This window comes from Auraticoccus cholistanensis (assembly GCF_009742705.1).
GTDB classification, from domain to species: domain Bacteria; phylum Actinomycetota; class Actinomycetes; order Propionibacteriales; family Propionibacteriaceae; genus Auraticoccus; species Auraticoccus cholistanensis.
Genome location: NZ_WPCU01000010.1, coordinates 438,793 through 459,861, shown reverse-complemented (window position 1 = coordinate 459,861; position 21,069 = coordinate 438,793). Strand labels below are relative to the sequence as shown.

Annotated in this window: 21 protein-coding genes, 1 other RNA gene and 1 pseudogene; 13 read left to right on the top strand and 10 right to left on the bottom strand. The window is 72.2% G+C overall.

Features of this window, described 5'->3' with window-relative positions; all coding sequences use genetic code 11:
- Nucleotides 1–104: 104 nt before the first annotated feature.
- Entirely contained in the window at nt 105–602 is a 498-nt protein-coding gene (gene smpB, locus GC722_RS15690; RefSeq protein ID WP_156611651.1) for an SsrA-binding protein SmpB, read from the top strand.
- A 13-nt stretch (nt 603–615) separates the two neighbouring features.
- Here the strand turns inward: smpB and GC722_RS15685 are convergent.
- Nucleotides 616–1,574, bottom strand: a pseudogene (locus GC722_RS15685) (IS481 family transposase).
- Nucleotides 1,575–1,734: 160 nt separating this feature from the next.
- Nucleotides 1,735–2,109, bottom strand: coding sequence for an FKBP-type peptidyl-prolyl cis-trans isomerase (locus GC722_RS15680; protein ID WP_156611650.1), 375 nt, complete (start codon nt 2,107–2,109; stop codon nt 1,735–1,737).
- Nucleotides 2,110–2,210: 101 nt separating this feature from the next.
- Here GC722_RS15680 and GC722_RS15675 point away from each other — a divergent pair, with 101 nt between their 5' ends.
- Nucleotides 2,211–2,822 carry a DUF1707 and DUF4870 domain-containing protein gene (locus GC722_RS15675; protein ID WP_197430205.1) on the top strand — a complete coding sequence of 204 codons (612 nt, stop codon included), beginning with the start codon at nt 2,211–2,213 and terminating at the stop codon, nt 2,820–2,822.
- 15 nt (nt 2,823–2,837) lie between these two features.
- On the opposite strand, the gene GC722_RS15670 is transcribed toward GC722_RS15675, so the two are convergent.
- The gene (locus tag GC722_RS15670; RefSeq protein WP_197430204.1) at nt 2,838–4,631 is read right to left on the bottom strand and encodes a fibronectin type III domain-containing protein; all 1,794 of its coding nucleotides are present in this window, start codon (nt 4,629–4,631) and stop codon (nt 2,838–2,840) included.
- A gap of 212 nt (nt 4,632–4,843) precedes the next feature.
- On the opposite strand from GC722_RS15670, the gene ssrA reads away from it, so the two are divergent.
- Nucleotides 4,844–5,213, top strand: a transfer-messenger RNA (tmRNA) gene (ssrA, locus tag GC722_RS15665).
- Nucleotides 5,214–5,310: 97 nt separating this feature from the next.
- Here ssrA and GC722_RS15660 read toward each other — a convergent pair.
- Nucleotides 5,311–5,478, bottom strand: a complete 168-nt coding sequence (locus GC722_RS15660; protein WP_156611645.1) for a zinc ribbon-containing protein — start codon at nt 5,476–5,478, stop codon at nt 5,311–5,313.
- The gene (locus tag GC722_RS15655) at nt 5,478–5,759 is read right to left on the bottom strand and encodes a hypothetical protein (RefSeq protein ID WP_156611643.1); all 282 of its coding nucleotides are present in this window, start codon (nt 5,757–5,759) and stop codon (nt 5,478–5,480) included. The genes GC722_RS15660 and GC722_RS15655 overlap by 1 nt, the downstream gene beginning before the upstream one ends.
- Before the next feature lie 164 nt (nt 5,760–5,923).
- On the opposite strand from GC722_RS15655, the gene GC722_RS15650 reads away from it, so the two are divergent.
- Genes GC722_RS15650 through GC722_RS15640 form a run of 3 tightly spaced genes read left to right on the top strand, consistent with a single transcriptional unit; the run spans nt 5,924 to nt 8,607 of the window.
- A complete protein-coding gene (locus GC722_RS15650; protein WP_331714946.1) occupies nt 5,924–7,348 on the top strand; it encodes a Gfo/Idh/MocA family protein in 1,425 nt (474 codons plus the stop codon).
- Complete coding sequence (locus tag GC722_RS15645; RefSeq protein ID WP_156611641.1) at nt 7,345–8,349, top strand: NEW3 domain-containing protein; 1,005 nt, start codon at nt 7,345–7,347, stop codon at nt 8,347–8,349. The genes GC722_RS15650 and GC722_RS15645 overlap by 4 nt, the downstream gene beginning before the upstream one ends.
- A gap of 57 nt (nt 8,350–8,406) precedes the next feature.
- Nucleotides 8,407–8,607: an antitoxin gene (locus GC722_RS15640; RefSeq protein WP_156611639.1), complete on the top strand. Its 201-nt coding sequence runs from the start codon at nt 8,407–8,409 to the stop codon at nt 8,605–8,607.
- Between the two features lie 76 nt (nt 8,608–8,683).
- Here GC722_RS15640 and nrdF read toward each other — a convergent pair whose 3' ends face one another.
- The 4 genes from nrdF to nrdH all read right to left on the bottom strand — a co-directional run bounded on the left by nrdF (nt 8,684) and on the right by nrdH (nt 12,631).
- A complete protein-coding gene (nrdF, locus tag GC722_RS15635) occupies nt 8,684–9,658 on the bottom strand; it encodes a class 1b ribonucleoside-diphosphate reductase subunit beta (protein WP_331714945.1) in 975 nt (324 codons plus the stop codon).
- Between the two features lie 102 nt (nt 9,659–9,760).
- Nucleotides 9,761–11,908 (bottom strand): class 1b ribonucleoside-diphosphate reductase subunit alpha, encoded by a 2,148-nt coding sequence (gene nrdE, locus GC722_RS15630; RefSeq protein WP_156611637.1) that lies wholly within the window; start codon nt 11,906–11,908, stop codon nt 9,761–9,763.
- Entirely contained in the window at nt 11,908–12,390 is a 483-nt protein-coding gene (nrdI, locus tag GC722_RS15625) for a class Ib ribonucleoside-diphosphate reductase assembly flavoprotein NrdI (RefSeq protein WP_331714944.1), read from the bottom strand. The genes nrdE and nrdI overlap by 1 nt, the downstream gene beginning before the upstream one ends.
- Nucleotides 12,391–12,394: 4 nt before the next feature.
- Nucleotides 12,395–12,631, bottom strand: a complete 237-nt coding sequence (nrdH, locus tag GC722_RS15620; RefSeq protein ID WP_156611635.1) for a glutaredoxin-like protein NrdH — start codon at nt 12,629–12,631, stop codon at nt 12,395–12,397.
- A 276-nt stretch (nt 12,632–12,907) separates the two neighbouring features.
- On the opposite strand from nrdH, the gene GC722_RS15615 reads away from it, so the two are divergent.
- Nucleotides 12,908–14,119: a TolB-like translocation protein gene (locus GC722_RS15615; RefSeq protein WP_156611633.1), complete on the top strand. Its 1,212-nt coding sequence runs from the start codon at nt 12,908–12,910 to the stop codon at nt 14,117–14,119.
- A 22-nt stretch (nt 14,120–14,141) separates the two neighbouring features.
- Here the strand turns inward: GC722_RS15615 and GC722_RS15610 are convergent, their stop codons facing one another.
- Complete coding sequence (locus GC722_RS15610; RefSeq protein ID WP_331714943.1) at nt 14,142–15,122, bottom strand: pirin family protein; 981 nt, start codon at nt 15,120–15,122, stop codon at nt 14,142–14,144.
- A 74-nt stretch (nt 15,123–15,196) separates the two neighbouring features.
- On the opposite strand from GC722_RS15610, the gene folP reads away from it, so the two are divergent.
- From folP to GC722_RS17900, 6 genes are all read left to right on the top strand, one after another.
- Entirely contained in the window at nt 15,197–16,099 is a 903-nt protein-coding gene (folP, locus tag GC722_RS15605) for a dihydropteroate synthase (RefSeq protein WP_331714942.1), read from the top strand.
- Between the two features lie 49 nt (nt 16,100–16,148).
- The gene (locus tag GC722_RS15600; protein WP_156611632.1) at nt 16,149–16,790 is read left to right on the top strand and encodes a Pr6Pr family membrane protein; all 642 of its coding nucleotides are present in this window, start codon (nt 16,149–16,151) and stop codon (nt 16,788–16,790) included.
- A 67-nt stretch (nt 16,791–16,857) separates the two neighbouring features.
- Nucleotides 16,858–18,297 (top strand): NAD-dependent malic enzyme, encoded by a 1,440-nt coding sequence (locus tag GC722_RS15595; RefSeq protein ID WP_331714941.1) that lies wholly within the window; start codon nt 16,858–16,860, stop codon nt 18,295–18,297.
- A 9-nt stretch (nt 18,298–18,306) separates the two neighbouring features.
- Entirely contained in the window at nt 18,307–18,870 is a 564-nt protein-coding gene (locus GC722_RS15590) for a YqgE/AlgH family protein (RefSeq protein WP_331714940.1), read from the top strand.
- An 89-nt stretch (nt 18,871–18,959) separates the two neighbouring features.
- Nucleotides 18,960–19,736, top strand: coding sequence for a hypothetical protein (locus GC722_RS15585; RefSeq protein ID WP_156611630.1), 777 nt, complete (start codon nt 18,960–18,962; stop codon nt 19,734–19,736).
- Nucleotides 19,737–19,762: 26 nt separating this feature from the next.
- On the top strand, nt 19,763–21,058 hold the full coding sequence (locus GC722_RS17900) for a hypothetical protein (RefSeq protein ID WP_197430203.1): 1,296 nt from the start codon (nt 19,763–19,765) through the stop codon (nt 21,056–21,058).
- Nucleotides 21,059–21,069: the final 11 nt, after the last annotated feature.

The window sequence follows — 21,069 nt, the reverse complement described above, 5'->3', positions numbered from 1 at the left end:
GGCGCGGTGCCCGCGCGGGACGGGTAGGCTCACCGGACTCGGGCGCGGACGCCGTCGCGGCAGGACGACGACGTGCCGCCGACGGTGCGGGAGAGGATGAGCAGATGCCGAAGGAGAAGGGTCGCGTAACCGTGGCCCAGAACAAGCGGGCCCGCTACGACTACCACATCGGCGACACCTACGAGGCCGGCGTCGTGCTGGCCGGCACCGAGGTCAAGTCGCTGCGGGCCGGTCGGGCGTCCCTGGGCGACGCCTTCGTCACCATCGACGACGGCGAGGCCTGGCTGCGCAACGCCCACGTGCCGGAGTACAGCCACGGCTCCTGGACGAACCACACCGCCCGCCGGACCCGCAAGCTGCTGCTCCACCGTCGCGAGATCGACAAGATCGAGCGGGCGCTGCAGCGCTCGGGGGCGACCGTCGTGCCGCTCAGCCTCTACTTCTCCGACGGCTACGCCAAGGTGGAGATCGCCGTGGCCACCGGCAAGAAGGAGTACGACAAGCGCCAGTCGATCGCCGAGCGGGACTCGCGGCGCGAGGCCGAGCGTGCGCTGGCCTCCCGCAACAAGATCACCGCCCGCAGCAAGGGGCTGAAGGTCTAGCTGTACTCGGCCGTCAGGTTGGTGACAGTCGGCTGGTCGGGGGAAGGCCGCCGAGTGCGGTGTGGCGGCGTCGAGTGTTGTAGGTCTCCAGCCAGGGTGCAAGGGCGGCTGCGCGGTCGGCGTTGCTGAGGAAGACCTGCCGGTAGGCCCACTCGGTCTGCAGGGTGCGGTTGAACCGTTCGACCTTGCCGTTCTGCCAGGGGCAGTGGGGCCTGATGAACTTGTGCTGCGCGCCGAGGTCGGCGACGGCTGCCGCGACGTCGACGGAGCGTCGGTGCTGACGTGGTTGTCGGTGATGACTCGCTCGATGTGTGTGATGCCGTGGTCGGCGAAGTAGGTGGCTGCGCGGGAGAGGAAGCCGGCGCAGGTCGGGCCTTTCTCGTCGGGCAGGATCTCGGAGTAGGCCAGTCTGGAGTGGTCGTCGACCAGGGAGTGCACGAAGTCGTAGCCGATCCCGCGGCCCCGCACCTCCTCGGAGCGACCGTGGGCTCGCCAACCGCCTCCGTCGGGGATCCGGCCCACTTTCTTGACGTCCATGTGGACCAGTTCGCCCGGGCGGTCGCGTTCGTAGCGGACCGCGGTCGTCTTCGAAGAGCGGATCAGCTGCCCGGTCAACGGGTCGCACTCACGCAGATAGGGCACCTGGTAGCGGCGCAGGATCCGGCTGACGGTGCGGGCCGGCAGACCGAGCTCGGGGCCGAGCCAGTCCTGTCCCCGGCGCTGTTGTCGGCGCATCGTCAGCACCGCCTGCTCGACCTCGGGCGCGGTCTTGGTCGGGCAGCTGTGGGGGCGGGAGGACCGGTCGTGCAGTCCTGCTTCGCCCTCTGCGGCGAATCGGGTCACCCAGCGGTGGGCGCACTGCCGCGAGATCCCCATCGCCTTGGCGACATGAGCGACGGGCATGCCGGACCTGACCCGAGCGACCAGCAACCGCCGGCCATGGACCGTCAGCCGAGCATTACTGTGGGACACGAAGACCTCCGGACGGTAGGCGACTTAGACATCACCCACCGCACCCGGAGGTCTTCCTCCCGTCAACGACCCCGACGGAGTGTCACCAACGTCCTGGCCGAGTACATCTAGCCCTCAGCCCCTCGCCCAGAGTCAGCCACCCGTGCGGTGCGGTGATCGGTCAGCGGACGCCGACGAGGTCGCAGACGAAGATCAGCGTCTCGCCGGGCTTGATGACGCCGCCGGCCCCGCGGTCGCCGTAGCCCAGGTGCGGCGGGATCACCAGCTGGCGGCGGCCGCCGACCTTCATGCCGGCCACGCCGTCGTCCCAGCCCTTGATGACCATGCCGGAGCCGAGCGGGAAGTCCAGCGGCGCACCCCGGTTGTAGCTGGCGTCGAACTCCTCGCCGGAGCTGTAGGCGACGCCGACGTAGTGCACGCTGACCGTGCGTCCGGGAGTGGCCTCGGGGCCGTCGCCGACCACCAGGTCGGTGATCTGCAGCTCGGTGGGCGGCGGGCCCTCGGGGAAGTCGATCTCTGGCTTCTCAGCAGTCATGGTCCCGACACTACCGACCGGCTCCGACGGCCGACGCGGACAGGGTCGGTTCGGGGGAAGACCGGATGGTGCGGTGCGGCGGCCCGACGCACAGTAGGAGCATGAACAACACGTACGAGCACCCGAGCCTGAACCAGCCGGTCACCGAGGAGCAGCGCGACCGTGCCGAGGCATGGCTGCAGGGCGCCTACGCCGAGGGCCGGATCAGCGAGGACGAGTTCGACCGCCGGATCGGGCAGGTCATCTCCGCCGTCACCCGTCGCGACCTCAACCTGGCCTTCTACGGCCTGGTGGACGTGACCCGCGGCTCGCAGGCCCTCGGGACCCACCCGGCCTACCAGCCGACCAACGCCACGCTGGCCCGCACCGGGCAGCAGATCGGCAAGGGCGCCGGCGCGGTGGCCCACTTCTCGGGCCTGTTCACCAGCTTCTTCGGCCCGGGGCTGTTCTTCCTGCTCTCCCCGGAGGGCGGCTACGCCCGCAAGGAGGCCGCCAAGGCCTTCAACTTCCAGGTGCTCAGCATGCTCACGCTGATCGTCACCGGCATCGCCTCCGGGCTGCTGCCCGACTTCCTGGACGGCATCCTGTTCCCGGTCATCTTCGTGGGCTGGCTGGTGGGCACCATCGTGGGCGGCGCCCGCGCCGCCCAGGGCGACGACTGGCAGAACCCGCTGACCAAGGCCGCGAAGCTGCAGATCCTGCGCGAGAGGTGAGGCCCGGGCCGGGCGTCAGCGCAGCACCCGCCCGCGGGCGTCCAGCTCGATCGTGACCACGTCGCCGTAGACGCGCCGCTCGGTGCGGACGAGCTGGCGGTCGGCGTCGAGCACCGGGAAGACGTGCACCGGGGTGAGCGTCATGGTCGCCTTGGTGCGGCCCCGGCCCTGGCGGGTCAGGTCGACCTGCAGGTGGCCGTAGTGCTTGCCGCCCGAGACGAGCTGGCGGACCCCGTCGACGTCGCGCCAGACCTCGCGCTCGTCCTGGTCGGCGGTCCACCGCCGGAACTCGTTGTAGCGCAGCAGCGGGTCGGCCAGCGTGGGGCCGTCGCGGCGCTCGCCGCGCAGGCCGTCGCCGGCGACGCCCACGTCGTAGTAGTGCACCCCCACCCCGTCGCCGTCGCTGTCGACGAAGCTGCGCTCGAACATCTCGCTGTGGCCGGAGAGGACGGCGCTGACCCCGTACTCCTCGAACAGCGGGTGGTACTGGCGCATCGGGGTGCCGCCCTGGCCGGAGGTGTCGGCGTGGTACATCGGCAGGCCGTGCTCGCCGGAGCTGTAGGCGCTGTGGTGGAACTGCACCACGACGACCTGGCCCTGCCGGCGGGCGCTGGCCAGCTGGCGCTCGGCCCAGGCGTACTGGGTGGAGCCGGGGTTGAAGTCCGACAGGTCCGTGCCGCCGGCCGCCTCGTACTCGGCCCGGGTGAAGTTGCTCTGGGTGTCGGTGCCGGGGCCGCGGTACTCCCGTCCGGTGGCCTTCTCCGCCGCCGGGGTGTCGGCGGGGACGGCGTCGGGCTCGCCGTTGTTGGGGTCGAGGGTGATGACGGTGACCGGGCCGTAGTCGAGGCGGTAGTAGTTGTCGGTGTGGGCCGGGGTGCCGTTGGCGGGGGAGTCGAAGTAGGCGTGGTACTTGGCCCGTGAGCGGACCACGGCGGAGCGGTCCTCGGGGGTGCCGTACCCGCCGTTGAGGGCGCCGAAGCTCTCCCAGTTCCCCAGCGCGGGCAGCACCGGGGTGCTCGACAGGCCGCTGCCGGTCTCGCCGGCGTTGTGCCGGAAGAACTCGTCCCAGCCGGGCTGGTAGCCCCCGCCCTGCACCAGGTCGCCGGGGTACATCACGAAGTCCGGCTGCTGGCTGTGCAGCGTGGCCAGGTTGCGCCGGTAGCCCTCGTCCTCGGTCAGCGGGTAGCGCAGCACCCGGGTGCCGGAGAGGGTGGTGGTGCCGAAGGTCTGGTCCCACTCGCTGCCGGCCGCCGCGGAGGGGCGGTCCTCCGCGCCCAGCCCGGGTGCCCACTCGCGGCGCTGGACGCGTCCCAGCGGCTCGGTCTCGGAGTCGGACATGGCCATGAAGCGGATGTGGTCCCAGTCCTTGCGGTTCGGCGCGGTGGTGAACTGCGCGCTGCGGCTGCTGCCGCCCTGGTTGACCTGGTAGCGGTAGGTCTGGCCCGGCTCCAGCCCGTCCACCTGGACCACGTGCTTGACGTTGCCTCCGGGCTGCAGCCACGAGCCCTGCTCCAGACCGGGGATCTGCTGCTGCCGCTCCAGCTCGGTGTAGTCCAGCACGGGCTGCGGCTCGGGGTCGGAGGCGAGCCGGGTGCCGTCGTGCCCGGGGCCGGAGAGCACCAGCTCGCCAGGGGCGTCCTCGCGGGAGAACCAGGTGACCGTCATCGAGGTGCTGGTCGGGTTCTGCAGGTACGGGTTGACGCGGAAGGCGTCGCCCTCGGCCTGCGCCGGGCTGGTGAGGCCGGCGAGCAGCAGGGCGCCGGTGACGGCGGCTGCGGCCAGCGGGCGGGTCGGGATCCGGTTCGGCACGGCGGGCACCTCGATCGGGGCGGTGGGTGTGGTTCTGCCGACCCTGGCACAGCCGCACCCGGCAGCGGAAGAGGGGCACGGGGAATGCCCGGCACTGCGGCGGGGTTGCACCCGGTGGCACCACTGGAACCGACCTGCGCCGCCAGTCGCGCAGGGCGTATAGTGGGCTGTCGCAGGACCCGCCCCGGTGGGAGCTGCGGTACAACTTCACAGGGGGTGATCGGTTTCGACTTGGAACAGTAGTTCCAGGGGAAGCGGGCCGAGAATCCAAGGTCATCTCGTAAACGTTCCTTGGAAACCAACAAGTGCCGATTCTAAGCGCACTGACTTCGCTCTCGCTGCCTGAGCAGTGACCGAAGCGTCAGTCCGGGTGCCGTCTCCGACCCGGGTACTGGCGTCATCTAGGAGACTTGCTCGTCACGCTACGCCTTAGGGCGCGACGGGGACTTCACTAGGGCTGGGCCTGTCCACGACGTGCTGGTGCGAGCGTGGGGGCCGAGAAATGCGACATCACCAGCTGCGCCCGGAGAAGCCCTGGTCCACTTTCCGAGGACGCGGGTTCGATTCCCGCCACCTCCACCCGCACGGCGCAGCAGCGCCCAGGCAGAGCCTGGGCGCTGCTGCTGTCGTCGGCCCCGTGGGTCCGTGCCCCGCTCGTACGTCCGCCAGCCGGCTGCGCTCAGCCCGAGCTCTTGTTCCCGGGCTCGTTGCGGCGGGTGGCGAACTGGGTGTGGCCGTTGGGGCACCTCGGTATCTCCTGGCCCTGGGTGGCGTGCACCTTCTCGTCGCAGCTGGCGCAGTAGAAGTCGCCGGTCTTCTGCGCCTTGTCCCCGGCCTTGGCCGTCATCAGCGGCTGACCAGCTTGAAGAAGGTGCTGTCGCTGCCGTCGGCCTTCTTCGCCTGGTAGAGGAAGGCCAGCTCCGACTCCTCGAAGGCGGCGAACCACTCGTCCCACTCGACGTGCTCCAGGGCGTCCTCGCCGGCGCCGCCGGGGAAGTCGATGCGCAGCACGCCCGCTCCGCTGCCCGAGTCCTCGGTGCCCCGGACCAGCGCCGGCTTGCCGTCGTGCTCCTCGACCCAGCTGCGGATCTCGTCGTGGTCGGTGGTGGTGTGGCTCTCTGATGCCATCGCGGTGGCTCCTCTCCGGGTCCTGTGGACGGCGACTGCCGCCGTCCTCCGACCCCTACCCGGAGCGAGGTCGGCCATGCGCGGACCCTTGACAGCCGCGGAGCCGCGGGCAGAGGGTGCTCGGTAACCCTGACCCACCCCCACCCTCAGGAGCGTGATCGGCCGTGTCCGATTCCTTCCACCCGTCCCGACGACTCGTGATCGGCGGTGCCGTGGCCGCCGGTGCCGTCACCGCCGCCGCCGTCGCCGCTCCCGGCCAGGCCGCCGCGACACCGCGGGCGAGCCGGGCTCCGCGTCGCGCACGCGGGCAGAAGACCATGATCGACGTCCCCTTCGAGGCCCGCGACGTCGTGCGCATCGGGCTGATCGGCCTCGGCAACCGCGGCATGGGCATGCTCGACTCCTGGGTCGCCGTGCCCGGCGCCTCCGTGGTGGCCGTCTGCGACATCCGCGCCGAGCGGGCCACCACCGCCGCCGACCGCGTCGAGGCCCAGGGCCTGCCCCGCCCGCGCGAGTACGGCGGGCGCGGCGAGTCCACCTACCGGCAGATGCTGGCCCGCGAGGAGCTCGACCTCGTCTACATCGCCACCCCCTGGGAGTTCCACTACGAGCAGGGCAAGGCCGCCCTGCGCACCGGCGCCCACGTCGGCGTCGAGCTGCCCATCGCCACCGAGCTCGACGAGCTGTGGGACCTGGTCGACACCTCCGAGCGGACCCGCCGGCACCTGTTCCTGATGGAGAACTGCAGCTACGGGCGCAACGAGCTCGCCATGCTGAAGATGGCCCACTACGGGCTCTTCGGCGACATCACCAACGGTCACGGCGGGTACCTGCACGACCTGCGCGAGCTGCTGTTCGCCGACGGCTACTACACCGACGACTGGCGCCGGCTCTGGCACACCCGCAGCCGCGCCAGCTTCTACCCGATGCACGGCCTGGCGCCGATCGCCGCCGCCATGGACATCAACCGCGGCGACCGGATGACCACCCTGCAGGCCACCGACACCGAGCCCAAGGGTCTCTACGACTACCGGGAGCGCCACGTCCCCCGCGACCACCGGTCCTGGGACGAGACCTACGTCAACGGCGACCTGGTCACCTGCCTGATCGGCACCGCCAAGGGCCGCGTCATCCGGGCCGAGCACGACGTCAGCTCGCCGCGGCCCTACAGCCGCATCAACTCCCTCGCCGGGTCGCGGGGGATCATGGAGGACTACGCCGGCACCGACTCCACCGGCGCCCGCATCTACGTCGAGCCCGAGCACGGCGGGCACAGCTGGCGGGGCTTCTCCGAGCTGCGTCCCGACTTCGACCACTGGCTGTGGAAGAAGCTGGGCGATGAGGCGGCCAACGGCGGCCACGGCGGGATGGACTACATCCTGCAGTGGCGGGTCGTGCAGAGCATCCGCGCCGGGCTGGTGCCCGACATCGACGTCTACGACTCCGCGGCCTGGTGCTCGCCGGTGCCGCTGAGCGTGGCCTCCCTCGAGGCCGGCGGCGCACCGGTGGAGGTGCCGGACTTCACCCGTGGCGACTGGGAGACCCCGCGGCTCGGGCTGGACTCGCGCGAGACGGAGATGCCGGCATGAGCCCCACCCGTCGCACGGCGGCCCGCAGCACCGCCGTGCTGGCCGCCGTCCTCACCCTCCTCACCGGTCTGCTCGCAGCGGCTCCGGCGCCGGCCCGCGCGGCGGTGGCCGAGTCCGCGGTCACGGTGTCCATCGGCGACGTCGACCTGTCCGACGGTCCCAGCATCGAGCAGGTCGTGGTGACCGTCGCCAACGGCAGCGACCGCCCGCTGCGCGACGTCACGGTCGCCCTGAGCGGGCCGCGCGGGTGGAACCTGGCGCCGTCCTCGGTGACGCTGCGCGGCCGGGTCCGGCCGGGGGAGAGCGGCACGGCCACCTTCACCGTGCTGGTGCCGCAGGCCCAGCCCGGGTTCGTGGTCCGCAGCTTCACCGCCACCGTCCGCTACACCGGCGGGGACGGCGCTGGCACGGCCTCGGCCACGGTGAGCCAGACCCTGGGCGAGGCCGCCGGCAGCCTGGCCGAGCTCTACGACAACGTCGGGGTGACCAGCCTGGCCACCCGCGCGGCCGGGAACCTCGACGGCGGGGGCAACAGCCTGTCCGGCGAGCGGCTGGCCGAGGTGGGCATCACCCCCGGGGCCACCGTGTCCGCGCTGGGTGCCCAGCTGACCTGGCCCACCGGGGAGCTCGGCACCCCCGACAACGTCTCCGCCGGCGGTCAGGCGGTCAGCCTGAGCGGCAGCGGCGAGCGGCTCGTCGTGGTGGGGACCGGTATCGGCACCTCGGCCACCGGCACGCTGCGGGTGATCTACACCGACGGCACCTCCAGCAGCGGCACCGTCGGCTTCCCGAACTGGTGCTGCCAGGCCCAGGACGCCCACGGCGCCACCCTGGTCGCGTCCGTGCGCGGCCGCAACACCCCGGCCGGCTACGCCAACGCCGACTACACCTACGGGGTGTTCGCCCACTCGGTCGAGCTCGACCCGGCCAAGGAGGTGCAGTTCGTGGTGCTGCCCAGCCACAGCGGGATCCACGTCTTCACCCTCGGCCTCGCCGGCTGAGGTTGGACGCCCCCAGGAGGGGTACGGGTGGAGGACCAACGTCGAGAGGAGTACCGCATGGGGATCTTCGACAAGGCCAAGGACGCCGTCTCCGGGCACCAGGACCAGGTGGACCGGGGCGTGGACAAGGCCGGTGACGCGGTGGACCAGCGCACCGGCGGTCAGCACGCCGAGCAGGTCGACAAGGGTCAGGACGCGGTCCGGGACCGCCTGGGTGCCGGGGGCGACCCCGCCACCGAGAACACGCCGCCGGGCTGATCGACCCGACGGGAACCACCGACAAGCACGAGGCCCCCGCACCGAGAGGGTGCGGGGGCCTCGTCGTGCGCCGGGCTCAGAAGTCCCAGTCCTCGTCCTCGGTGCTGACGGCCTTGCCGATCACGTAGGAGGAGCCGGAGCCGGAGAAGAAGTCGTGGTTCTCGTCGGCGTTGGGGCTCAGCGCGGACAGGATGGCCGGGTTCACGTCGGTCACCTGCTTGGGGAACATCGCCTCGAAGCCCAGGTTCATCAGCGCCTTGTTGGCGTTGTAGTGCAGGAACTTCTTGACGTCCTCGGTCAGCCCGACCGAGTCGTAGAGGTCGCGGGTGTACTGCACCTCGTTGTCGTAGAGCTCGTACAGCAGCGAGAACGTGTAGTCCTTGATGTCGTCGCGCTCGGCCTGGCTGATCAGCTCCATGCCCCGCTGGAACTTGTAGCCGATGTAGTAGCCGTGGACTGCCTCGTCGCGGATGATGAGGCGCACCAGGTCGGCGGTGTTGGTCAGCTTGGCCCGGCTGGACCAGTACATCGGCAGGTAGAAGCCGGAGTAGAACAGGAACGACTCCAGCAGGGTGGAGGCCACCTTGCGCTTGAGCGGGGAGTCGCCCTGGTAGTACTCCATGACGATGGCGGCCTTCTTCTGCAGGTTCGGGTTCTCGACCGACCAGCGGAAGGCCTCGTCGATCTCGCGCGTGGAGCACAGCGTGGAGAAGATCGAGGAGTAGCTCTTGGCGTGCACCGACTCCATGAAGGCGATGTTGGTGTACACCGCCTCCTCGTGCGGGGTCAGCGCGTCGGGGATCAGCGACACCGCCCCCACCGTGCCCTGGATGGTGTCCAGCAGGGTCAGCCCGGTGAACACCCGCATGGTGAGCTGCTGCTCGTGGGGGGTCAGCGTGCTCCAGGACTGGACGTCGTTGGACAGCGGCACCTTCTCGGGCAGCCAGAAGTTGTTGACGAGACGGTTCCAGACCTCGACGTCCTTGTCGTCGGCGATCCGGTTCCAGTTGATGGCCTGGACCCGGTCGAGCAGCTTGAGTGATTCAACCACGGTGTTCGTCGTCCTCGGTGGTGTCGGGTGGGGAGCCCTGCGCGGTGTCAGGTGTGCCCTGCGGGTGGCGCAGGACGTGGGTGGGGTGCGGCGCCGGCGGCGTCACAGCATGCAGCTGACGCAGCCCTCCACCTCGGTGCCCTCGAGGGCCAGCTGGCGCAGGCGGATGTAGTAGATCGTCTTGATCCCCTTGCGCCAGGCGTAGATCTGGGCCCGGTTTATGTCGCGGGTGGTCGCGGTGTCCTTGAAGAACAGGGTCAGCGACAGCCCCTGGTCCACGTGCTGGGTGGCCGCGGCGTAGGTGTCGATGATCTTCTCGTAGCCGATCTCGTAGGCGTCGGCGTAGTACTCCAGGTTGTCGTTCGTCATGAACGGCGCCGGGTAGTAGACGCGGCCGAGCTTGCCCTCCTTGCGGATCTCGATCTTCGAGGCGATCGGGTGGATCGAGGAGGTCGAGTGGTTGATGTAGGAGATCGACCCGGTCGGCGGCACCGCCTGCAGGTTCTGGTTGTAGATGCCGTGCTCCATCACCGACGCCTTCAGAGCGGCCCAGTCGGCCCGGGTGGGGACCTGGACGCCGGCCTTGTCGAACAGCTCCTGGGCCCGCTCGGTCTGGCAGGTCCACTCGCGCTCGGTGTAGGTGTCGAAGAACTCGCCGCTGGCGTACTTGGAGTCCTCGAAGCCCACGAAGGTGCGTCCCCGCTCGATCGCCAGCTTGTTCGAGGCCCGCAGGCAGTGGAACAGCACGGTGGCGAAGTAGACGCTGGTGAAGTCGATGGCCTCGGGCGAGCCGTAGTGCACCCGCTCACGGGCCAGGTAGCCGTGCAGGTTCATCTGCCCGAGCCCGATGGCGTGGGACTTGTCGTTGCCGTCCTCCACCGAGCGCACCGAGCGGATGTGGCTGGCCTCCGAGACCGCGGTCAGCCCGCGGATCGCCGTCTCCACCGTCTTGCCCAGGTCGGGGCCGTCCATGGCCAGGGCGATGTTCATCGACCCCAGGTTGCAGGAGATGTCCTTGCCGATCTGGTCGTAGGACAGGTCCTCGTGGTAGGTCGTGGGGGTGTTGACCTGCAGGATCTCCGAGCACAGGTTGGACATGTTGATCCGGCCCTTGATCGGGTTCGCCTTGTTCACCGTGTCCTCGAACACGATGTAGGGGTAGCCGGACTCGAACTGGATCTCGGCCAGCGTCTGGAAGAAGTGGCGGGCGTTCAGCTTGGTCTTCTTGATCCGGGGGTCGTCGACCATCTCGGCGTACTTCTCGGTGATGGAGATGTCGCCGAAGGGGACCCCGTAAACCCGCTCCACGTCGTAGGGGGAGAACAGGTACATGTCGTCGTTGTTCTTCGCCAGCTGGAAGGTGATGTCGGGGATCACCACGCCGAGGGAGAGCGTCTTGATGCGGATCTTCTCGTCGGCGTTCTCGCGCTTGGTGTCGAGGAACTTCATGATGTCGGGGTGGTGGGCGCTGAGGTAGACCGCGCCCGCGCCCTGACGGGCACCCAGCTGGTTGGCGTAGCTGAAGCTGTCCTCGAGCAGCTTCATCACCGGGATGATGCCGCTGGACTGGTTCTCGATGTGCTTGATCGGGGCGCCGGCCTCGCGGATGTTGCTCAGCAGCAGCGCCACGCCGCCGCCGCGCTTGGACAGCTGCAGCGCGGAGTTGATGCCGCGGGCGATGGACTCCATGTTGTCCTCCATCCGCAGCAGGAAGCAGGACACGAGCTCGCCGCGCTGGGCCTTGCCGGCGTTGAGGAAGGTCGGCGTCGCGGGCTGGAACCGGCCGGCGATGATCTCCTCCACCAGCTCGGTGGCCAGCTGCTCGTCGCCGTCGGCCAGGGTCAGCGCCGTCATCACCACCCGGTCCTCGAACCGCTCCAGGTAGCGCTTCCCGTCGAAGGTCTTCAGCGTGTACGAGGTGTAGTACTTGAAGGCGCCCAGGAAGGAGGCGAAGCGGAACTTCTTGGAGTAGGCCAGGTCGTTGAGGCGCTGGATGAAGTCGAAGTCGTAGCGCTGCAGCACCGCGGCCTCGTAGTAGCCCTTCTCGACCAGGTAGTCGAGGCGCTCCTTGAGGGAGTGGAAGAACACGGTGTTCTGGTTGACGTGCTGCAGGAAGTACTCCCGCGCCGCCTCCCGGTCCTTCTCGAACTGGATGCGGCCGTCGCGGTCGTACAGGTTGAGCATCGCGTTCAGCGCGTGGTAGTCCATCGCGCCGTTGACCTGGCTGGTCCCCTGGGTGGGGACCTCCATCACTGCTGCGTCCAAAACTGGTCCAATCCCTCTGCGACGACGCGGACGTCGTCGGCTGTTCCGAAGACTTCGAAGCGGTACAGGTGGGGGACCCCGCACTTGCGGGCGACGACGTCGCCCGCGCGGCAGTAGGCCTCACCGAAGTTCGTGTTCCCGGCCCCGATCACCCCGCGGATCAGAGACCGGTTGTGCGGGTCGTTCAGGAAGCGGACGACCTGCGGGGGCACCGACCCCCTCCCGTCGCCCCCGCCGTAGCTCGGGACGACCAGGACGTAGGGCCGGGTGACCCGCAGCGGGGGCTCCCGGTCGGGGTGGATCGGGATGCGGAGCGCCGGACGGCCCAGCTTCTGCACGAAGCGGTGGGTGTTGCCCGAGACGCTGGAGAAGTAGACCAGGTCGGCGGTGCCGGTGTCCGGCTGCCCGTCGACGGACCTCGCGGTCGTGGTGTCCGACCTCGCGAGGACCGCGCTGCGCGAGGTCACGGCGTCAGCCGACCAGTCGGGCGGCGAGCTCGTCGATCTTGTCCGGGCGGAAGCCCGACCAGTGCTCGTCACCGGCCACCACGACGGGGGCCTGCAGGTAGCCCAGCGAACGCACCATCTGCAGCGCCTCGTCGTCGGTCTCGAGGTTCAGCGCCTCGAACTCGATGCCCTTGGCGTCGAGGGCGCGGTAGGTCGCGTTGCACTGCACGCAGCGGTCCTTGGTGTACACCGTGACGGTCATGTCGTGTCCTCCTGAGGAGTGGTGGCCGAGGTCTCGCCGGCGTAGGCCTAGTTTACACCCGGGAGCCTGTATCTAGTGGTGCCACGTCCGTGTCACCACCACATACTGTAATGACACGGCTGTGATTCCGCCATCCCCGAGGGCGACGAATCTGTCCCGGCCGCGTCGTTGCTGGCCTCTCCCGGCGTGTCGCGGACACCCTCCGGCGTGTCGCGCCGACCGGCCCTGCGGAGCCCGCCCCCGGACAGGGGGCGCCCATGGTGTCAGACTGCGGAGGTGGCCGCCTACGGCGCGGACCCCGACGACGACGACGGGGTCGACGTCCTCGACGACGGGCCCCCGGCGAGCGGGTCGGGGACCCGGTTGCTGCTGCTCACCGCCGTCGTGCTGCTGGCCGCGCTGATGACGGTGGTCGTGGTCGCCCGCACGGGCGAGCGGGCCCGGCCGGCGCCCGCACCCGAGCCCACCGCCACGCAGGACGTGCGTCCCAGCCGGTCCCCGAGCCCTTCCCCCAGCCCGGACCGCCCGCGGCCCGAGCGGGTGCACGACCGGCTCGCCACCGCGCCGATGCCGGACGCCGCCCCCACCTGGGAGCTGTTCGTGCAGGACGCGACCTACGTGCACCGCATCAACCTGGCCAGCGGGGAGCGCACCCGCACCCGCATCGAGGTCGCACCGCAGTTCGCCACCGGCGGCGCCTTCGTCCCCGCCCCCGGCGGCGTCCTCACGTACCCGGGTGACTCCGCGCACGCCAGCTGGGTGCCCGACGACGGCCCGGCCCGGGTGGTCCCGCTGACCGGGCCGGGGGAGCGCGGGCTGTGGACGCGGGTGCTCCCCGGTCCGCCCGGGAGGGTCTGGGTGGTGCGGCACGACTACCAGCCGGCCGCCTACGAGCTCGCCTCGGTCGGCGTGACGGGGTGGGACGGGGACCCCGTGCGGCGGCTGGACGCACCGGGCGGCGGCGGCTGGAGCGGTGCGGTGAGCGACGGCTCCGACGGTGTGCTGGTGCCGGCGGCGGGCGGGACCTGGGAGGTCACCCCCGAGGGTCCGCGACGCATCAGCCGCGGCGAGGTGGTGGCGGTCGGCCCTCGCGTCCAGGTGCTGCTCGACTGCGACGACACCCTGGTCTGCAGCGACCACGTCCGCGACCGGGCCACCGGGCAGCAGCGACGGCTGGCGCCCGCCCGCCGCGACGCCGGCCCCGGCGCGCTGGGCACCACCTCCCCCGACGGCCGGTGGTGGGCGTACTGGTCGGTGCTGCCCGAGACGCGGCTGGTGGTGGTGGACCTGGTCACGGGGGAGGCGGTGGTGCAGAGCGGGGCGGACGCGTCGGTGGACCTGACCTCCACGCTGGCCTGGACCCCGGACAGCTCGCGGCTGCTGGCCCTGGACGGCGACGGGCTGCGGTCGGTGGACCCGGCCCGCGGCGAGGAGCGGTGGGTGGAGCTGCCCGTCCCGGGCGCGGTGCGGCTGGCGCTGCGGGGCTGAGCGGCCCGGGCAGGGGCCCGGCTCAGCCGCGGGGACGCAGCCGCAGCGGCGGCAGCACCGGGGCCGGCAGGCTGCCCGGCCACGCCGGGGGGAAGCTGCCGAACCGCTCGCCGCCGGCGACCTCCCGCTCGGCCTGCCAGTCCTCGCGGGCCCGGGCGACCTCGTCGTGGTCGACGCCGACGAAGTTCCACCACATCACCACCTGCTCGCCCAGCGGCTCCCCGCCGAGCAGCAGCAGCCGGACGGGGGCGTCCCCGGCGCCGAGGCGCACCTGCTCGGCGCCGAGCGGGACGTGCACCATCTCGCCCGGCTCGGCGGCCAGCTCGTCCACGCTCAGCGCGCCGGTGTCGACGAGCAGCCCGTGCTCGAAGTCGACCGCCAGCGGGAGCGTCAGGACCGCGCCGGCGGGGAGCGTCAGCTCCGCACCCACCAGCCGGGTGAAGGTGCGCACCGGCGAGCGCCGGCCCAGCAGCTCGCCGAGGAACACGCTGATCCGCACGTCGCCCGAGCCGTCGGCGGGGACGGTGAAGGGCTCGGGGACGTGGTGCTCGAAGGCGGGCGCGGTGCGCCGGTGCGCCGCGGGCAGCGCCAGCCAGAGCTGCACGCCGTGCAGCACGGAGGTCTCCGGCGTGGAGTGCTCGGAGTGGGCGATGCCCCGCCCGGCCGTCATCAGGTTCATCTCGCCGGGGTGCACCAGGGCGTGCGTGCCCAGGGTGTCGCGGTGCTCGATGCTGCCGCTGAACAGCCACGACACGGTCTGCAGACCCGTGTGCGGGTGCGCAGGCACCGCCATGCCGCCGGTGGTGGCCACGTCGTCGGGACCGTAGTGGTCGGCGAAGCACCAGGCGCCGATCAGCGACTGCTCCCGCTGCGGCAGGGTGCGCCGCACCGACATCGCCCGCGGCCCGCCCAGCGGCACGTCCCGCGGCGTCAGCCGCCGCAGGGCGGTCCGGGGAGCGGCCGCCGCGGGGGCCGGGGGCAGTGGCTGGTCGGAGTCGCGCACCTCTGCACGGTGCCACCCCGCGCGCCCCGCGGCAAGGACCGGCGGGTGCCGGCCGGCTGTGGTGGGATGGCGCCGTGCCCATCCACCTGGTCGAGCCCGTCAGCGTGGCGCCGGTCCGCAGGATCGGACGGCGCACCTTCGACTTCAACGCCCGGGTGGCGGTGATGGCCATCGTCAACCGCACCCGGGACTCCTTCTTCGACCGCGGCCGGACCTTCCCCCTGCAGGCGGCGGTGGAGGCCTGCCTGGCCGCGGCCGAGGCGGGGGCCGACATGGTCGACGTCGGCGGGGTGCCCTTCTCGCCCGACGCGGAGCCGGTCAGCGCGGCCGAGGAGCTGGACCGCGTGCTGCCGCTGGTGACCGAGGTCGTCCGCCACAGCGACGTGGTGCTCTCGGTCGACACCACCCGGGCGGCGGTGGCCGAGGCGGTGGTGGGCGCCGGGGCGGGCATCATCAACGACACCTCCGGGCTGCACGACCCACGGACCGCCGAGGTGGCCGCCGCGACCGGCGCGCAGCTGGTGGTGACCCACTCCCTGGCCGCCCCGGGACGCCACCTCGCCGCGCCGCCGACCTACGTCGACGTGGTGGCGGAGGTGGCCGACCACCTCACCACGGTGGCCGACCGGGCCCGGGCGGCGGGGGTGCCGGACGGTCAGCTGCTGCTCGACCCCGGGCCCGACCTGAACAAGAACACCCGGCACACCCTGCAGCTGGTGGCCGGCTTCGACCGGTTCACCCGGGCCGGTCTGCCGACCCTGGTCGCGGTGTCCAACAAGGACTTCGTGGGGGAGGTGCTCGACCGCGAGAAGAGCGGGCGGCTGGCCGGGACGCTGGCCGCCACGGTGGCCTGCGTGCTCGCGGGAGGACGGGTGGTGCGCGCCCACGACGTCGCGGCCACGGTGGACGCGGTCCGCATGACCGAGGCCGTGATGGGGCTGCGCGAACCCGTCCGGATGGTCCACAACGCCGGCTGAGGCCACGCGCCGTCCGGTGCGGCCGTCCCGGCTGCGCTAGCCTCCGCGCATGAGGATCGCGGTCGCCGTCGTGCGGCTGGCCGTCGTGGCGGCCGTGGCCGCGGCGGTCGCGGCGACGCTGGTCGTCTCGGCAGCCCGCGGGCCGGTCAACCCCTTCAACTTCTTCGGCTACTTCACCGTGCAGAGCAACCTCCTGCTGGCGGCGGTCTACCTGGCCACCGCCCTGCTGGCTCTGCGCGACCGGCCGGTGCCACGGTGGCTGGTGGTCGCGCGTGCGGCGGCGACCACGTACATCGTGGTCGTCGGCGTGGTCTACAACACCCTGCTGGCCGGACTCGCCGGTGGGGTGGAGCTGGCCTGGGCCAACGCGGTGCTGCACCTCGTCACCCCCGTGCACGCCCTGCTGGACTGGGTGCTCGTCGCCGACCGTGGCCGGCTGCCGTGGCGGGTGTGGGGCTACCTGGCGGTCTACCCCGTGGTGTGGCTGGTGGTGGTGCTCCTCCGCGGTGCCGGCGACGGCTGGGTCCCGTACCCCTTCCTCGACCCCGACCGGGGCTACCTCACCGTGGCCGCGTACGCGCTGGCCATCGCGGTGGTGGTCATGGCGGCAGGTGCCGGCGTCATCGCGCTCAGCCGCCTCGCCGTGGGAGCCGCCGGCGGTGCCGGGAGCGCCGGCCGCGAGCCGGGCTGATCCGGGCCGGTCCTGCTCCCGTGGTGTCCCCTTAGGTGAGGGGGACGGGACGTGCAAGAGTACGCGGGTGACCACTCCTGCGCGTGCGAAGACCCCGTCGGTGGCCTACTCGATCACCGTCCGCATCCTCGCGCCGGCGGGCGGCGCGGCGGTCAGCCAGCTGACCCGCACCGTCGAGGCCGCCGGCGGTGCGATCACGGCCCTCGACGTCTCCGACTCGGGGCAGAACCAGGTCCAGATCGACGTCACCATCGGCGCCAGCTCGACCGAGCACTCCGCCGAGGTGGTGGAGGCGCTGGGGCAGATCCCCGGGGTCAAGGTCGGCCGGGTCTCGGACCGGACCTTCCTGATGCACCTCGGCGGCAAGCTGGAGACCGCCCCCCGGCACCAGATCCGCACCCGTGACGACCTGTCGATGATCTACACCCCCGGTGTCGCGCGGGTCTCGATGGCCATCGCGGAGAACCCCGAGGACGCCCGCCGGCTGAGCATCAAGCGGAACTCCGTCGCGGTGGTCACCGACGGCACCGCGGTGCTGGGGCTCGGCGACATCGGCCCGCTGGCGGCGATGCCGGTGATGGAGGGCAAGGCCGTGCTGTTCAAGCGGTTCGCCGACATCGACGCCTGGCCGCTCTGCCTGGACACCACCGACGTGGACGAGATCGTCCGCGTGGTGCGCGCCGTGGCGCCCGGGTTCGCCGGCATCAACCTGGAGGACATCTCCGCCCCCCGCTGCTTCGAGATCGAGGCCCGGCTGCGCCAGCTGCTCGACATCCCCGTCTTCCACGACGACCAGCACGGCACCGCCATCGTGGTGCTCGCTGCCCTCTACAACGCCCTGCGGGTGGTGGAGAAGGAGCTGCCGACCGCCCGGATCGTGATGTCGGGGGCCGGTGCGGCCGGCACGGCCATCCTCAAGGTGCTGATCAGCGCCGGCGCCCGCCACGTGGTCGTGGCCGACATCGAGGGGGTCGTCCACCGCGACCGTGCCGGCATGAACGACAACCTGCGCTGGATCGCCGAGCACACCAACCCCGAGGGGTTCACCGGCACCCTGCGCGAGGCGCTGGCCGGCTCCGACGTCTTCATCGGGGTCTCCGCCCCCGGGGTGATCGACGCCGCCGACGTCGCCACCATGGCCGAGCGGTCGGTGGTGTTCGCGCTGGCCAACCCCACGCCGGAGATCGACCCGGCCGAGGCGGCCCTGCACGCGGAGGTGGTGGCCACCGGCCGGTCGGACTTCCCGAACCAGATCAACAACGTGCTGGCCTTCCCGGGGGTGTTCCGGGGGCTGCTGGACGCCCGCAGCCACGACATCTCGATGGGGCTGCTGATCGCGGCCGCCCGGGCGCTGGCCTCGGTGGTGGGCGACGAGCAGCTCAACGCCAGCTACATCATGCCCAGCGTCTTCCACCCCGAGGTGCACGACCGCGTGGCCGCCGCCGTCCGGGAGGCGGCCGGCGGTTCGGCCGAGCTGCCCGAGGTGGCGACCGACCCCCTCCTCTGAGGACCGCCCGTGACGCCGACCCGACCCAAGCCCGGAGACCTGCTGGTCGCCAGCCCCGGCCTCAGCGGCGGCGAGTTCGACCACAGCGTCGTGCTCGTGCTCGACGCCGACGAGGACGGCGCCCTGGGCGTGATGGTGAACAAGCTCTCCGAGCTGTCGCTGGCCTCGGTGCTGCCGGACTGGGTGGACCGGGTCAGCCACCCGCGGGTGCTCTTCCACGGCGGTCCGGTCTCGCCCAACGGCGCCATCTGCGTGGCCGCGGTCGCGCACGTGGGGGAGGAGCCGCCGGGCTGGCGCCGGCTCTACGACAACGTCGGGCTGCTGCACCTGGACACCCCGCTGGAGATCGTCGCCGGGGCCTACGACGACCTGCGCATCTTCGCCGGGTACGCCGGCTGGGAGCCCGGCCAGCTGGAGGGCGAGCTGGCCGAGGGGTACTGGCACGTGGTGCCCTCGCGCTACGACGACGTCTTCGGCCCCGACCCGGTGCCGATGTGGCGGCGGGTGCTGCGTCGCCAGCCCGGACGGCTGGCCTGGTTGAGCACCTGGACCGACACCCCCGAGCTGAACTGAGCCCCGCGCGGGGGCGCTGCACCGGGGCCGGGTTGACCTCCCCGGCTGCCAGACTGGACGACGTCCGCCGCACCCCAGGGAGTTCTGCGATGAGCATCTGGACCGACCAGTCCCTCGAGGACGACCCGCTGGACCCCACCCGCGACCTCCCGTCCGCCGCCGCGCCCGGTCCCGGCCCCGTCGGGCCCGCCGCGGCCCCGGTCGACGTCCTGCCGGACCCGGCGGACGGCGAGGACGGCCTGATCTCGGACCCCAGCGGCGCGGTCTCCGTCCGCCTGGACGAGGACCGGTTCCGGGTGCTCGAGCTGCGTGTCTCCACCCGCTGGCGCGAGCGGCTGAAGCGGGCCGGTGTCGAGCTCGGGGCGGCGGTCGTGGTCGCCTGCCGGCGCGGCCAGCTCGGCCCGCCCCGCGGCCCGGTGGCAGCGGGGTTCGCCGCCCTGGAGCTGCCGTCCGGGCCCCGCCGCGCACCCGGGGACCGGTCGATCGACTGGGCCGCCTTCAACACCCTGCTGGACACCACGCTGGCGCTGTCGGAGGAGAGCGCCCGGCTCCGCGCCCGGCCGCCGGAGGAGGTGGAGCGGGCGACCCTGAGCAGCCCGCTCGCCGAGGGCCGCAGCGCCAACGGCCGCGTCCGGGTGGTGCTCGCCGCCGCCGGCCCGGTGCAGCGCGTCGAGGTCGACCGGCAGTGGGCACACGAGCACGCCCGGGTGAGCGAGCTGACCGCCGCCCTCGAGCAGGCCATGACCGCCGCCTACGACGCCTGGCAGCCGCCGCGGTACGAGCCGGGCGAGCTCGACCGGCTGGTGGAGCGCCGCCTGGAGCACCGCCGGGAGCTGCTGTCGCTGCTCAGCGGCCGCCTGCCCTGAACCGTCCCCACACCTGCGGAGGAAGCATGAGCGAGCACGAGCCCCAGCGGGTCACCCGATCCGGTTTCGCCGGCATCGGCGGTGACGACGAGCTCGAGGACGTCGACCTCTACGAGGGTCTGATCAACCCCCACGAGCAGGACGGCGCCGGGTCCCGCTCCGGCGGCGGGGCCAGCCCGATGATGATGCCGCCGATGGGTGCCATGGGCGGCACCCGGGGCGGCGGTCCGGCGGGCGCACAGAACGCCCAGGCGGCCGGCCTCGGCGGAGCCGCCGTGGCGGGCTCCCCGGTGGCCGGCCCGGGTGGACCCGGATCGGCCGGCGCCGGTCTCGGCGTCCCCGGTGGCGGGGTGCCGGGCGGCGGCCCCGGCGTGGGCGGTCTACCGGGCGGCGGCGGTGGCATCCCCTCCGGCGCGGGTGGCATCGGCGGCGTCCCCGGCGGTGGTGCGGGCGGCTCGGCGCTGAGCGCCGGCGCCGGCACCAGCGCAGCCGGCGTCGGCGGCGCCGGGGGCGGCACCGACACCTCCTTCGGCGGCGGCGACGCCGACGGCGACGGCATCCCCGACGACATCGACGCCGACCACGGCACCGGCTCCGACTACGGCGCCGGCTCCGGACCCTCGGGCTACCAGCCGTGGACGCCCGGCCGCCCCGACGGCCAGCCCTGGACGCCCGGCGGCTCCACCACGCCGCCCACCCCGGACACCTCCGTGCCCGAGCAGGACTTCAGCCCCTACACCCCGGGCACCCGGCCCGGCCCCGGTGCGGTCGACCCGGGCGGTCTGGACCCCGACTCCCTCGGCGACCGGCCGGGGTCCGGCCCGGCCATGCCGGACCTCGGCGGCCCCGGAGGCGGCGCCCCCGGCGGAGGCGGCGGCCTGCCCGGCGGAGGCGGCATGCCCGGTGGTGGCGGTGGCGGTGGTGCCGGCGGCGGTGGCCTCGGCGCGGTGGACCGCCAGGTGGCCGTGGACGACCTGCGGGCCGAGGCCAAGACCTGGCACGAGGCCAGCCAGGCCTACAAGGAGGCCAAGAGCCAGCACGAGTCCGGCACCGAGGTCACCTACACCGACTTCGCCTTCGTCCACACCCTGTCGACCAGCTACACCAACCTGCGCTCGGACGTGCTGCGCTACCTGGAGAAGGGCGCCGCCGAGTTCGAGGGCATGGCCAACGCGCTGACCAAGGCCGCCGACAAGTACGACGAGACCGAGCGCAGCAACGAGCAGGACGCCGGCGCCAGCACCGGGGACGACGCCCCGCCGCCGGCCGCCGACCCGACGCCGCAGACCCGGCCCCGCAGCCGCACCCCGTACGCCGTCTGAGCCCCGAGGAG